This is a genomic window from Spirosoma rhododendri, assembly GCF_012849055.1.
Lineage (GTDB): Bacteria > Bacteroidota > Bacteroidia > Cytophagales > Spirosomataceae > Spirosoma > Spirosoma rhododendri.
In genome coordinates, this window is the sequence record NZ_CP051677.1 from 452,846 (window position 1) to 465,857 (window position 13,012).

Genomic DNA, 13,012 nt, shown 5'->3' on the forward strand with positions numbered 1-13,012 from the left:
CGTGGTCAGGGCTTCTCCTGCCGCACCTGCTCGATCAGCGCAACGACTTCGGCGATGCTCATCTCGAAAGTATCGGCAATGGTCTTCGCGTCCATTCCCAGTTTGAGGGCACCCTTGACAAACTTGCGACTCGCTTCTGCACGGCCCGCAATTTGTCCGGCAATTTGCCCCTCGATTCGCCCTTCCATCCGTAGTTGATCGGCTCCATTCATAACAGCTTCTTCAGTTTGTTTGGATACTGTACTAAACATAACCACAATATCCGTCCCAGTCAAGTCAGTCGTTTCGAGCAGGTACAGAAACGTAGGCAAAACGACCGACATCAGCTCATCGTCGGCGAAGCCCTGCATCAGCCGCCGTATGTTCTGACGAACGTAGTCGGCAAACTGTTTGTCCTGCCGATGCTTCATCAACGCAGCCGATACGGTCAGGAACCGGCTCCGAAAAGCAAAGATCTGTTCCTCGCTGAGCGTCGTCAGGTTTACCAGTACATAGTCAAACTCAGGAAAGAAGGGTCGCAGCAGCGCATTTTTCCCCGCCAGCGACGACGCGAACGGCTGGTGCTGCCATATTTCCCGACCGTGATAAATAATTACCGGGATGATAGGCGTGAGTCTAACGCCCTGCTCAACATCCTGCTGCCAGCGATTGAGCAGATAGCGTAGCAGCTGCAAATGCGGGTGAGCCACCGTGTAGCTTTTGTGCTCCAGCAACAGTGCGATCTGAACCGGCGTTTCATCACTCAACACACAGTCGTAGACCAGGTCGGCAAAGTGCTCATTCAGTTCATCGTCTATGTACGAGTTAGTGGTCAGCACCAGCGAATCGAGCTGAATAGCCTGGCTCAGTTCAGGCGGAAACAGTGATTCGATCAGAGAAGCAACCACGTCCGGGTGGGAGAACGTGGCCTTGAATAGTTTGTCGTGCGGGTTGTTCATTCGTTACTCAATACCCCCCATCCATTTTTTGAGTTTACCGGAGAAAAGCAGCAGCAGGAAACCGAAGCCCATGCTGAAATACACCACACTCAGGAACAGCTGCGGCATCTGAGCCACGTTCTTCTCGTCGAAACCACCCGCAAACAGACCGGCAATCAGGTTACCCAGCGACGAACCGACAAACCACAGGCCCATCAGCTGACTGGCATACCGTTTGGGCGACAGCTTCGAGAACGAACTCAGCCCGACCGGACTCAGAAACAGTTCGGCAAGGGTAAAAAGCAGGTATGTCGAGCCGAGGTAAAGCGGTGAGGTCATGCCACCGGCCACGACAATCTGCGCGGCAAATACCATCACGACGTAAGCCAGACCCAGCAGCAGCAGACTCGTTGCCATTTTAGCCGGTACCGAGTAGTTGATCTTCCGGTTGGCCAGATACACCCACAACGACGCGAGGACGGGCGAAAAAATTACGATAAAGGCTGGATTGAGGTTCTGAAACCAGCTCGACGGCATCTGCCAGCCAAACAGGCTCAGGCTCGTGTAGCGGTCAGCAAAAATTTGCAGCGACGATCCCTGCTGTTCGTTGCCAGCCCAATAAGCCGCCGACGCCAGGAAGAAGATGAACAGCACGACGACCCGCTTCTTCTCGACGCTGTCGAGTCCACCGGCCACCAGGATATACACGAAATAGCTAACGGCGATCAGCGAAATAATGGCACCCATCGCCTTCGCCAGACCCTGCGCCGTCGACATGTCGAGAACGCCCGTCAGTTGCAGTACGACGAAGACCGCCACCAGTCCGACCAGAAAACCGAGCAACGATTTGTTACCACCCGATGTCGTGGCTTCGGCGATTTCCGCCTTGCGGGGCACATTGCCCAGGTGACTCAGGTGCTTCTGCCCCAGTGCCCGGAAGGTAATCAGGCCCAGCCCCATGCCGACCGCAGCCGCCCCGAAACCGTAATGCCAGCCCACTTTCTGGCCCAGGTACCCCACGATGGTGATACCCAGAAACGAGCCGATATTGATCCCCATGTAGAAGATCGAAAAGGCGGCATCGCGACGCGCACCACCTTCGGGGTACAACTCGCCAACGAGTGTACTGATGTTGGGCTTAAGTAGTCCCGTGCCCAGCGCCACCACTGTCAGGCCCAGAAAGAACAGGGACTGCCCCGCCGGAAACGCCAGAATAATGTGGCCCAGCATGATGATGATACCGCCGTACCAGATCGACTTACGCTGACCCAGCAGGTTATCGGCGATCCAGCCGCCGGGCAACGACAGCAGGTAGACTGATGCCGTGTAGATACCATAAATGGCCGCACCCTCAGCTTCGGTCAGACCCATTCCGCCCCGCACATTGTCGATCAGAAACAGCAGCAGGATGGCCCGCATCCCGTAATAACTGAACCGCTCCCACATCTCGGTGAAAAACAGTACGTAAAGGCCGGTGGGGTGGCCCGTCCGGGCAGGCGGTTGAGCAATCGTTGACTCCATGTAGTTTGTCGCGATAGAAAAGGGCAGCCGAAGATAATTTGGCTTATTCAGGTAAAAAGGAACGGTAAAGATACCGACGTCGCGTCAATCCGGCAACTAACTTGCGGGCGTAACCACGCTGCCGTTATGCTGCTCCCGTTCGACTTCGCAACCGACCCCTACCTGATTCTGGACTTTTCGGCCACCAACCCCGACCTTGACCCAGCCAGACAGCCACCGCTGAACCTGACCGATACAGCCGCATTTTCCGACTATGTATTCGGCAAATTACGCGCGGCCGGGGCACAGGTCGGGGTAGGTGGCTATAACGAACACCGGGTCATTTACCGCCGAAGCCCCCATTTTCAGCAGACAGCGCAGCCACCGTACGACGCCCCCCCGTACGACGGACCGCGCGAAGTTCACCTGGGCATCGATCTATGGACCGACGCCGGAACGCCCGTTTTTGCCCCACTGGATGGTGTCGTTCACAGTTTTCAGGACAACGCCAACTTCGGCGACTACGGCCCCACGATCATTCTGGAACACCAGTACGAGGGCAAGCCACTTTACAGTTTGTACGGCCACCTGACCCGCCCATCGCTCGACGGGCTGTACGACGGCAAACCGGTTCGGGCGGGTGACAAGATTGCTGAGATCGGACCCTACCCCGAAAACGGTGATTGGCCCCCGCACCTGCATTTTCAGCTGATGACCGATATGCTCGGCCGTCGGGGCGATTTCCCCGGCGTCTGTTCCCTCGCCGACCGCGCCTATTTCCTGTCGATCTGCCCCGACCCCAACCTACTGCTGCGTATTCCGGGGTTGTAACAGGCGGTCGCCCGTTGCTCACGGTTTACGCTGAAACAGAAGCCCGTCGAACAGCAGCGTCTGAACAGTACCGGCGGGGCTGAGCGTAAACTGAGCCGTAGCTTTACCAGTCCAGGTGTTGTCGTAACTACCCCGGAACGTATCGTATTGCCAGTGGGGCAGCGTGGCCGTCAGTACGTTGTTCAGGTTGAAGGCCAGCCGGTCACCGGTTACGGTTACCGTGGCTTCACCATAAAGCGGGCTGGTGTACGTACCGGCATAAGCCGGCAGGGGGAGCGTAGTTTTCGTATTGGCAACGCGCCGGGCTTCCAGGGCCTGCCCGGCCTCCCGGCTTTGCCGGGCCAGTCCATCGTACAGGTTTTTAAATTCGGTACTCCAGTCGCGATTACCCCCCAGGGCGAACCAGTCGAGCGTTTTGTAAAGCAACGCATGCCGCCCCTCGGCGTGGTCAAGATTGCCGAATACAAACACGCCCAGTTTCTCGTTGGGGAGCTGACCCGTGATGGCCGTCAACCCCGCCAGACTCCCCGTATGAAAGTTTACCTTGTGGCCCCGGTAGTCGTGCTGATACCAGCCCAGGCTGTACGTAAACCAGTTGGGTTTCAGCAGCTGCATGGTCGCGTACTCGTCGTCGGGTACCATGGTCTGCGGACGGAAGATTTCGGCCCAGGTAGCCGGTTTGAGCAGTCGGCCACCCGCGTACTTCCCGCTGTCGAGCATGCAGATAACCCATTTACCAATATCGTCGGCGGATGACCATACTGCCCCCGCCGACCCGATTTCGCTATCGGGGCCGTACGGAATTACGCGAATGGTATCGTTGATACGAACGTGCGGACGCGTCAGATTATCGTCCCTGATATAGCCGCGCTTGGGCACTGTCCGGGTCATACCCAACGGCTGAAAAATACGGGCCTGTATGGTCTCTGCCCAGGTTTGACCCGTCACCCGTTCGATGATCCGGCCGGCCGCTGAGTACATGGTATTCTGGTAGACGTAACCAGACCGGAACGAGTAACTGGGCCTGACCAGCACCATTCGCCGAAACATTTCACTGGCCGGAATATTCATGGCACTGGTAAAAAAATCGGTGCCGCCCACGCCCGTATTATGCAGTAGTAAATCGCGGATGGTGACCTGCCGGGTGACGTACGGTTCGTAAAACTGTAGTTCCGGCAGGTACTGGTAGACAGGGTCGTCCCAGCGCAGTTTTCCGGCATCGACCAGCATACCCAGCAACGTGACGGTCATGGCTTTGGTCGTTGACGCACAGGCAAACAGCATCTGCGTATCGACGGGTCCGCCGTTGGCTGGAGCTGTCCCGGACAGTTCGCGGACGCCGTATCCTTTGGCAAACAGCACCCGTCCGTCTTTCACGACCGTAATTGCCAGGCCGGGTATATCCCATTGTTGACGCACACGCTCGACGTACGTATCAAATTCCCGGATCTGTTTCGGGGAAATGGGCTTTTGCCCGACGGCACGAACCGTTATCAGCAGGAAGAGCAGGCAGTACAAACGCGTCATATCAGCGGGTAGCAGTGGGAGAAACAGGCGGCTGGTATAGAAAATAATCGTAGATACTACGGGCCAGCTGCGCGATAACCTGCTCGCGGTCAGCGGCCGGCTGCGTCGAATACCCCACAAACACCGCAATGGCGATATGACCCGCGTCGCCCGGCAGGGTAATGATCCCCACGTCGTCGGTGGCGGTTTCGTCGAGCGAGCCGGTTTTATGGGATACGACCGTACCGGGCGGCAGGTAGCCTTTCAGCCGGTTTGCCCCACCCCGACACCGGGCCATTACGGCCAGCAACGTATCCCGGCTGGCGGGTTGCAGCGCCGTTCCCCGATAAATCTGCGCCAGCAAACTGACCATCGCGTCGGGTGTCGACCGGTCGCGCCGGTCTTTGTTGAACCGGGCAACGGCGGCTTTAGCCTGTTCAGCAGTTACGGCCTTGCCGAGTCGGTTGTAGAAGCCCGGTGTCCACTGGTCAGCCGGGGGTAAGGTGACGCCTTCCAGATCGGCCAGCAATTGAATAATCGACCGATCGACCGACATTCCGCGTATACCAAGCGCGTTGAGTCGTTGCTGTACAGCCACTGGCCCACCCGCCAGCCGCAGCAGTATGTCGGTTGCCGAGTTATCGCTGATGACCATCATCAGTTCGAGCAGATTCTGTACCGATAGCTGCACACCCGGTTTGGCAAACAGCACATCGAGCGTACCGCTGCCGGGGTGCAGGTCAGCAGCGTGCAGGTCGGTCATCGTCATCATCGACAGGTCACCCTGCTCGATGCGGTGGAGCAACTGGGCAGCAATGGCAACTTTAACGGTACTGGCCATCGGAAACGAATCGGTCGGATTCAGATGTACCTGCCGGCCGCTTTCGAGATGCAGTGCCGATACACCCACCCGCCCCTTCGCCAGTCTGGCGATGCGGTCCATTTCCTGGCCGAGCCGCTGGGTAGCCACATCGACACCCTGCGCAACGGGTAGCGTCTGGGCCCAGCCTACCCCTGTAATGAACAGTCCTGCGGCAAGTAGTATGATGCGGCTAATCGCATTGGCAGCTGATTTCATGGCGCGTCAGGCGGTCAGCAGTGCGTCGGCCGGTTCGGGGACTATCGCCAGTGCCTGCTCCAGATCAGCAATCAGATCGTCGACGTTTTCGATACCGACCGAGTAGCGGATCAGCCCTTCGGGGATGCCCAACTGCGCGCGTTGCTCCGATGTCAGTTCGACATGGCTGGTGGTACGCGGTGGTCCGGCCAGCGTACTGACCGACCCCAGACTGGCGGCCAGATGCACGAACCGCAACGCAGGCAGAAACTGCTTTACGGCGTCGTACCCGGCTTTCAGCGAGAAGCTCATCATGCTACCGAAACCCGTCATTTGCGCGCACGCGATGGCGTGGCCGGGGTGGGTTTCCAGACCGGGGAAAAATACCGTTTCGACTTTTGGATGGTCGTTTAGATACCGGGCAATGCGCATCGCCGACGCGTTCTGTCGTTCGATACGCAGTTCGAGTGTTTTCATTCCCCGCGCAATCAGGTAAGCCGGTTCAGCCTGCAAGCTGGCCCCGTTGATCTCGCGGAAGCGAAACACCCGCTCGACCAGTTCTTTTTTACCGCAGAGCACCCCACCCATCGCGTCAGAGTGACCGCACAGAAATTTGGTAGCACTGTGGAGAACCAGATCAGCCCCCAGCCGGAGCGGGTTCTGGTTGATCGGCGTCGCAAACGTATTATCGACCACAACCACGGCCCCGACCCGGTGCGCAGCCGCAGCCAGCCGCTGAATATCAACGATCTTGAGCGTAGGGTTTGTGGGGGTTTCCAGATAGAGCAGGTCACAGCCTTTCGCTACTTCGGCTTCGATCTGCTCGTGGTTGGTGGTCTCGCACAGCGTGACATTGACCTGATAGCCAGGCAAAAAATCGAGAAACAGCCGACTCGTGCCACCATACGTATCGTTGAGCGACACGACCCGTTTGCCCGGCCCTAGCAGCGCGAACAGTGTATTGCTGATGGCCCCCATACCCGTCGAAAACGACGTAGCGGCTTCAGCTCCTTCCAGCACACGGATTTTCTCCTCCAGCACCCGCACCGTCGGGTTGGTATTCCGGCTGTAGATATGCCCGTCTGCCCGGCCCGTCGCCACGGCGTGCCATTCGTCCAGATCGTGGTAGGCGTAGGTAACACTGTTGACAATGGGGGGCGTAGTAGCGCCGTCGGCGAAGGGTTCGGTTTCACCCGCCCATACCGAAGCGGTACCTTTCTGTGCGTGCTGTATATCCATAAAATTCGGCAACTTAACTTATCTGCCGAACAAAATACGGACAAAAGATATATTGACCGCCACAATTTTGTTACAGCAAGTAAATTGGTAGCAACGCGACAACGATCTACTCAATTTTTGAAAGTAACCCTGGTGGTACCTGATTACCTGATAGCCGCGATTACTTCCGATTCATCGGCCACGCCCCACTAAGCGACTGTGTGTTTCAAGATCTCGAATGTTTCTGTGTCTCGTAGACAGCATATCGAAGTCTCATTTTAAAGTTTCAAAATATTTTGAAACTTTAAAATGAGACTGTACATTTGACGCATGACGTTTGAGGAAGCAAAAGATACATTTATCCACACCTGGGGTACCCTGGCGACACAATGGGGCATCAGCCGGTCGATGGCGCAGCTTCACGCCCTGCTGCTCATCGCGCCCGAACCACTGAGTACGGAAAGTATCATGGAGCAGCTTCAGATTTCGCGGGGCAACGCCAGCATGACCCTACGCGACCTGATGGATTGGGGGCTGATTTTCAAGCAGCTCAAACCCGGCGAACGAAAGGAATTTTTCTGGGCGGAGAAAGACATCTGGAAAGTGGCCCGACAGGTAGCTAAAGAACGACGTCGCCGGGAAATCACGCCCGTTGTCGAGGTGTTGAATGAGTTGAAGAACATCTCCACCGATACACCGGAAGCGCAGGAATTTCAACGGGTAATGACTGGACTTAGCAACGTCGTTGGTTTTGCCGACAGTACGCTGAACGCGGTAATCAAAGCCGAAGAAAACTGGCTTATGAGTCAGTTCATCAAAGTATTCCGATAATTTTTTTGATTCTATATTTCAATTATTTCTGAAACTTTAAAACTATGAAAAACTTTATTTCATTATCGGAAGAGCAACAATGTATTTATTGTGCCTGGGTATTTGCTCCAATTGTAGCTCTTGCTTTGAGTCTCGCAGCAGGTCTTGCAGCTATACTACTTTTGCCCCTCCTGCTGACAGTAGGCTATTATGTATTCTTTAGACAGTATTCGTCAGCCAGGCATCCTGCCTGGTGTTTCCTTACGTTGCCGCTAACGGTGTACATATGGCTGAGATGGGGACTCGATGATAGTGTCTTGCCTGTCGTACTTGCCTATTACGTTAGTCAGCTGATCAATTCATTTACTATTCCGCTCATTTTCAAGGAAGATTACACAGATACATATATTGGCTGGCTGGTCGCACACACGGCAGCGCTGCTTGTCTGGCTTGTGCTTCACGCCCTACTTCGCCCACATGACAATTTTTTTGCCTATACGATTATCGAGTTGATCGCGCAGAGTCTGAGTGGTTTTTTCTTGTTTGGCAGATATACTGTCAACTAATTAACACATTCATTATTAAACCAGTAATACACTAAATAGCAGACCTAAACGGCTTCAAAAACCGTTTAGGTTTACTTTGGCTGAATCATATCCCATAGGTTGCCGTACAGATCCGCGAAAACACCCACCGTGCCGTATGGTTCCTCGACTGGCCCACGCGTGAACACGATACCAGCCGTACGCATAGCCTCGTAATCGCGCTGGAAATCGTCGGTGTACAGGAACAGGAAAACACGCCCACCCGTCTGATTACCTACCCGGCTACGCTGCTCGTCGGAATCGGCGCGGGCCAGTAGCAGGCTGAACCCGGTACTGTTGCGGGGAGCCACGCGAACCCACCGTTTGGTGTCGCTCAGTCGGGTGTCTTCCAGTAGGTCGAACGACAGTTTTTGCGTGTAAAAAGCAATGGCTTCGTCGTAATCGTCGACGAGCAGGGCGATCTGTCCGATGTGTTGATTCATACTCTTGACGACGTACGGGCCGGGCATACAGTTCCTCCCGGACGGGCTTTACAACATTTGCGCGAGTCAGCGGGTTAGGAAAACGATTCTCACTCAACGAAATTCGATGAAACAGTTCCTTATTCCGGCCTTACTCGGCCTGAGCCTACTGACCGGCTGTCAGAAAAAAGAAACGGGCGATACTGCCAGTTCGGGTAGCAGCGAAGGCGATACCACTGCGCAAAGCGTATCGACGGTGGGTGACCCAAAACTGCTGTACACCCTGCCAAATAAGTACAACACGCCCGACGGCATGGCAATCGGGCCCGACAGCTCGATCTACCTATCGGTGCCGAACCTGGCCAACAATACCTACCCCGGCGTTATCGTGAAGTTTGCCGCCGACTCCGTGCAGTTTTTTACGAGCCTGCCGCAACAGCCCGATACGAAACACGCGGCACCGATGGACCTTGCCTTCGGCCCGGACGGCAACCTATACTACGCTGAAAATCAGCACGAAAACAGCAAAGACTACAAGTCGCGGCTAATGCGGATTACGATGCAGAACGGCAAGCCGGGCAAGATCGATCCGGTGGTAGTCAATCTGGCGCTGGGCAACGCGGTGGTCTGGAAAGGCAACACGATTTACGTCACCGACAGTCAGTGGGATATGCCTGACAACGACAAGGGCAGTGCCGTATTCCACTTTAAACTGGACGAGCTAAACAAAGGCGTCGTTACGCTGAAACCCAAAACGATGGACCCCCATATTCTGGCTACGTTCACCACAACGGTCAATGAAACGGGCGTCGACAATGGGGCCGACGGACTGGATTACGACAGCAAAGGGGCCTTTTACACCGGCTCGTTCGGCGACGGCACGCTCTACAAACTAACACTCAAACCCGACGGTACGCTGGCGTCGAAAGAAACAGTAAAAGTCAGCACACCCATCAGCTGCGTCGACGGGCTGATTGTTGACCGGCGGACGGATAAGCTGTACGTCTGCAACTCGCGCACCAACGCCATCGTCGTGGTCGAGCCCGATGGAAAAGTCAGTACGCTGGTGCAGAACCCGGACACGGATGGTAAGGATGGCCGGGTCGACCAGCCGGCCGAAGTGCTGCTGAAAGGAAACCGGCTTTACATCACGGATTTCGACAAACCCGAAAAGCACTTCGTCAACAAGAAAGCCGATCAGGTACACACGATGTCGTACGTCGATCTGAAGTAATTCGCTGGCAGAACTAAAGCAAAAAGCGGAAAAAAGAAAGACACCGGCGAAGGCCAACCTTTCTTCTTTCCGCTTTTCGCTTCAGTCCAACCAGACTATCAGGAGCCTTTCTGCCCGCTGACGTATGTTTTGTTGCCGTTCTTATTGATATAGTACTTACCACCACGCGGACCGGTCATCACGGCTTCACCGTTAGGCCCTTTCTTCGAGCGATCCACCGGGGCTTTGTAGTCGGCGGGGGTCGCTTTCTCCTCCTTCATGCTGCTTTTCGTCGACGACATGGCTTTGTCCATCTTGCCCTTGTCGGCCTTCGTCGCGTCTTTGCCAGCCATTGCACCTTCCTTGGCGGCTTTGGTCTCAGCTTTGGCCGCTTTCTTGGCCGACGCATCGTCCATCTTCATTTCTTTCTTTGCTTTCGCATCCGACGCGGGCATGGCGGCCGTTGCATTGGCGGCATCGCGCTTGGCAGCTTTAGCGGCACGGGCTTTTGCCATCCGGTCGCTCGGCGACATAGGGCTGGCAGCGGGCGTCTGCGCCAGCGTGTTCAGCGAAATCAGCAGGCCCAGTGCCAGACTCAGGCGAGACAGTACGGTTTTCATTCGGTGTACCAGATTGGGTGAGAAATAGAACTATTTACGGGCAATGATGGATAAAATTTCCTAAAAATCAATTAATTGCCCATTAAACCTACACAGCGAATCGGGGCCAAAAACGGTCGGCATGTCGTGTTTTTTTCGTAAATTTGGTACATTCATTCGACTGCTTTATGCTGCTTACCGATGCACCGGGGGCCGACGCACAGGGGTCGGCTACCACGACCCTGCAAACGCCCGCCGATTACCTGAAACAATACTACGGCTACGACCGCTTCCGGCCCATGCAGGAAGACATCGTCCGGTCGATAGTGGGCGGGCGCGACACGGTGGTGCTCATGCCGACGGGCGGGGGCAAATCGGTTTGTTTTCAGATTCCGGCCCTGATGCTGCCCGGCCTGACGGTGGTTATCTCCCCGCTGATTGCCCTGATGAAAGATCAGGTTGGCGCGCTGCACATGAACGGTATTCCGGCGGCTTATTACAACAGCACCCAGACCAGCCGCGAGCAGCACGCCATCGAAGACGACTGCCTGAAGGGTAAGCTCAAACTGCTGTATGTGTCGCCCGAAAAGCTGCTGACCGAAGCGTTTTTTGAGTTTCTGAAACACACAAACCTGTCGCTCTTCGCCATCGATGAAGCGCACTGTATCTCGTCGTGGGGTCACGATTTCCGGCCGGAATACACGCAGCTGCACGTGCTGAAAGAGCAGTTCCCCACGGTACCAACCATTGCCCTGACCGCGACAGCCGACAAGCTGACCCGCGCCGACATTGCCACCCGGCTCGGCATGGTCGATCCGGCAGTGTTTATCTCGTCGTTCAACCGGACAAACCTCAGCCTGAAGGTGATGCCGGGGCAGAACCGCATTCAGCAGATCATCAGGCTGTTGCAGCAGAAGCCCAACACGTCGGGGATTATTTACTGCCTGAGCCGCAAATCGACCGAATCGCTGGCGGCCAAGTTGCAGGAAAAAGGCTTCAACGCGGCTTTCTACCACGCCAAAATGGACCCCGCCGACCGTGCCCGCACGCAGGAAGCGTTTCTGCGCGACGACGTTCGGATTATGTGCGCGACGATTGCCTTCGGTATGGGCATCGACAAGTCGAACGTGCGCTGGGTGATCCATTACAACATGCCCAAAAACATCGAGAGCTTCTACCAGGAGATCGGGCGGGCCGGACGCGACGGGGCCGATGCGCAAACGGTATTGTTCTACAGTTTCGCCGACGTGGCGACGTACAAGGATATGCTGGCCGAAAACAACCCGGCTAACCTGGGGCTGCAACTCGCCAAGCTGGAGCGGATGCAACAGTACGCCGACGCTCACACCTGCCGCCGTCAGATTCTGCTCTCGTATTTCTCGGAAGATCTGCCCGAACCCTGCGGCAACTGCGACGTCTGCCGCGACCCGCGCGTAACGTTCGACGGGACGATACTGGCCCAAAAGGCGCTCTCGGCGATGGTGCGGACGGGCGAACGCGTGCCGATGAACCTGCTGGTCGACATTCTGCGCGGCTCACGGAGTCAGGCCGTCATGCAGGGTGGCTACGATCAGATCAAAACCTACGGCGCGGGCCGCGACCTCCGCTTCGAGGAGTGGCGCAGCTATATTCATCAGCTTATCAACATCGGCGTAATCGAGGTGGCCTACGATCAGCACTACGCCCTGCGCCGGGGTATCCTGGCCGACGCCGTATTGAAGAACGGGCGCAAGATCGAACTCGTCCGGCCCGACGACGCGCCGAAGCCCGCACCGGTCGAGAAACCAAAGACTAAAACGGAAGTCAACCGCGACGAGCTGTTCGAGCAACTGCGTACCCTGCGCAAACAACTCGCCGACGAGCAGAACGTGCCGCCCTACGTCATCTTTACCGATACGACGCTGGAAGATATGGCCCGGCAAAAACCCACGACGCCCGACGCGCTGCGCAACGTCAGCGGGGTAGGCGAACGCAAGCTGCAACTGTTCGGGCGGCAGTTTCTGGCAACGATCACCAACTACGTCCGGGGGCGGGTGCAGGCCGGTGAAAAGCCCAAAGGATCGACCCAGTTACAGACGCTCGACCTGTTCAATCAGGGCATGACGATCGACGAGATTGCGGTCGAACGTACCCTTAAAAGCAGCTCAATTGCGAGTCATCTGGTGCAGCTCGCCCGCGCGGGCTACGACATCGATCTGGTATCCCTGCTTGACCCGATTGAACGGCGCGAGATTGAAAAAGCCATCCGCGAAGTAGGGCTGGAAGAAGGGCGTTTAAAGCCCGTTTTTGAGTACTTAAACGGTCGTTACGACTACGCCAAGCTCACGCTCGTCGTCGGCCTGATGGAGCAGTAGT

12 protein-coding genes are annotated in these 13,012 nt (G+C 56.1%); 5 read left to right on the plus strand and 7 right to left on the minus strand.

Features of this window, described 5'->3' with window-relative positions; genetic code table 11:
- Positions 1-5 precede the first annotated feature (5 nt).
- Together HH216_RS01740 and HH216_RS01745 are read right to left on the minus strand one after the other, a co-directional pair.
- Complete coding sequence (locus HH216_RS01740) at positions 6-938, minus strand: Rpn family recombination-promoting nuclease/putative transposase (RefSeq protein ID WP_169549225.1); 933 nt, start codon at positions 936-938, stop codon at positions 6-8.
- Positions 939-941: 3 nt separating this feature from the next.
- On the minus strand, positions 942-2,438 hold the full coding sequence (locus HH216_RS01745) for a peptide MFS transporter (protein WP_169549226.1): 1,497 nt from the start codon (positions 2,436-2,438) through the stop codon (positions 942-944).
- 126 nt (positions 2,439-2,564) lie between these two features.
- Here HH216_RS01745 and HH216_RS01750 point away from each other — a divergent pair, with 126 nt between their 5' ends.
- Positions 2,565-3,248, plus strand: a complete 684-nt coding sequence (locus HH216_RS01750) for a peptidoglycan DD-metalloendopeptidase family protein (RefSeq protein WP_169549227.1) — start codon at positions 2,565-2,567, stop codon at positions 3,246-3,248.
- An 18-nt stretch (positions 3,249-3,266) separates the two neighbouring features.
- On the opposite strand, the gene HH216_RS01755 is transcribed toward HH216_RS01750, so the two are convergent.
- The 3 genes from HH216_RS01755 to HH216_RS01765 are packed head-to-tail and all read right to left on the minus strand — an operon-like array spanning position 3,267 to position 7,050.
- Entirely contained in the window at positions 3,267-4,775 is a 1,509-nt protein-coding gene (locus HH216_RS01755; RefSeq protein WP_169549228.1) for a serine hydrolase, read from the minus strand.
- A gap of 1 nt (position 4,776) precedes the next feature.
- Positions 4,777-5,832: a class A beta-lactamase gene (bla, locus tag HH216_RS01760; protein ID WP_169549229.1), complete on the minus strand. Its 1,056-nt coding sequence runs from the start codon at positions 5,830-5,832 to the stop codon at positions 4,777-4,779.
- 6 nt (positions 5,833-5,838) lie between these two features.
- The gene (locus HH216_RS01765) at positions 5,839-7,050 is read right to left on the minus strand and encodes a cystathionine gamma-synthase family protein (protein ID WP_169549230.1); all 1,212 of its coding nucleotides are present in this window, start codon (positions 7,048-7,050) and stop codon (positions 5,839-5,841) included.
- 309 nt (positions 7,051-7,359) lie between these two features.
- Between HH216_RS01765 and HH216_RS01770 the strand changes: the two genes are divergently transcribed.
- Both HH216_RS01770 and HH216_RS01775 read left to right on the plus strand, forming a co-directional pair.
- On the plus strand, positions 7,360-7,860 hold the full coding sequence (locus HH216_RS01770; RefSeq protein WP_169549231.1) for a GbsR/MarR family transcriptional regulator: 501 nt from the start codon (positions 7,360-7,362) through the stop codon (positions 7,858-7,860).
- Between the two features lie 44 nt (positions 7,861-7,904).
- The gene (locus tag HH216_RS01775) at positions 7,905-8,405 is read left to right on the plus strand and encodes a hypothetical protein (protein WP_169549232.1); all 501 of its coding nucleotides are present in this window, start codon (positions 7,905-7,907) and stop codon (positions 8,403-8,405) included.
- A gap of 71 nt (positions 8,406-8,476) precedes the next feature.
- Here the strand turns inward: HH216_RS01775 and HH216_RS01780 are convergent, their stop codons facing one another.
- Positions 8,477-8,866, minus strand: a complete 390-nt coding sequence (locus HH216_RS01780) for a VOC family protein (RefSeq protein ID WP_169549233.1) — start codon at positions 8,864-8,866, stop codon at positions 8,477-8,479.
- Positions 8,867-8,972: 106 nt separating this feature from the next.
- Here HH216_RS01780 and HH216_RS01785 point away from each other — a divergent pair, with 106 nt between their 5' ends.
- The gene (locus HH216_RS01785; protein ID WP_169549234.1) at positions 8,973-10,079 is read left to right on the plus strand and encodes an NHL repeat-containing protein; all 1,107 of its coding nucleotides are present in this window, start codon (positions 8,973-8,975) and stop codon (positions 10,077-10,079) included.
- Positions 10,080-10,177: 98 nt separating this feature from the next.
- On the opposite strand, the gene HH216_RS01790 is transcribed toward HH216_RS01785, so the two are convergent.
- Positions 10,178-10,678 carry a hypothetical protein gene (locus HH216_RS01790; RefSeq protein WP_169549235.1) on the minus strand — a complete coding sequence of 167 codons (501 nt, stop codon included), beginning with the start codon at positions 10,676-10,678 and terminating at the stop codon, positions 10,178-10,180.
- A 167-nt stretch (positions 10,679-10,845) separates the two neighbouring features.
- On the opposite strand from HH216_RS01790, the gene recQ reads away from it, so the two are divergent.
- A complete protein-coding gene (gene recQ / locus HH216_RS01795) occupies positions 10,846-13,011 on the plus strand; it encodes a DNA helicase RecQ (RefSeq protein WP_169549236.1) in 2,166 nt (721 codons plus the stop codon).
- Position 13,012: the final 1 nt, after the last annotated feature.

What these genes read in the sequence shown, in the direction of transcription:
- bla (WP_169549229.1), bottom strand. Translation starts at nt 5,832, where the DNA reads ATGAAATCAGCTGCCAATGCGATTAGCCGCATCATACTACTTGCCGCA.
- HH216_RS01790 (WP_169549235.1), bottom strand. Translation starts at nt 10,678, where the DNA reads ATGAAAACCGTACTGTCTCGCCTGAGTCTGGCACTGGGCCTGCTGATT.
- HH216_RS01740 (WP_169549225.1), bottom strand. Translation starts at nt 938, where the DNA reads ATGAACAACCCGCACGACAAACTATTCAAGGCCACGTTCTCCCACCCG.
- recQ (WP_169549236.1), top strand. Translation starts at nt 10,846, where the DNA reads ATGCTGCTTACCGATGCACCGGGGGCCGACGCACAGGGGTCGGCTACC.
- HH216_RS01750 (WP_169549227.1), top strand. Translation starts at nt 2,565, where the DNA reads ATGCTGCTCCCGTTCGACTTCGCAACCGACCCCTACCTGATTCTGGAC.
- HH216_RS01775 (WP_169549232.1), top strand. Translation starts at nt 7,905, where the DNA reads ATGAAAAACTTTATTTCATTATCGGAAGAGCAACAATGTATTTATTGT.
- HH216_RS01780 (WP_169549233.1), bottom strand. Translation starts at nt 8,866, where the DNA reads ATGAATCAACACATCGGACAGATCGCCCTGCTCGTCGACGATTACGAC.
- HH216_RS01755 (WP_169549228.1), bottom strand. Translation starts at nt 4,775, where the DNA reads ATGACGCGTTTGTACTGCCTGCTCTTCCTGCTGATAACGGTTCGTGCC.
- HH216_RS01765 (WP_169549230.1), bottom strand. Translation starts at nt 7,050, where the DNA reads ATGGATATACAGCACGCACAGAAAGGTACCGCTTCGGTATGGGCGGGT.
- HH216_RS01770 (WP_169549231.1), top strand. Translation starts at nt 7,360, where the DNA reads ATGACGTTTGAGGAAGCAAAAGATACATTTATCCACACCTGGGGTACC.
- HH216_RS01785 (WP_169549234.1), top strand. Translation starts at nt 8,973, where the DNA reads ATGAAACAGTTCCTTATTCCGGCCTTACTCGGCCTGAGCCTACTGACC.
- HH216_RS01745 (WP_169549226.1), bottom strand. Translation starts at nt 2,438, where the DNA reads ATGGAGTCAACGATTGCTCAACCGCCTGCCCGGACGGGCCACCCCACC.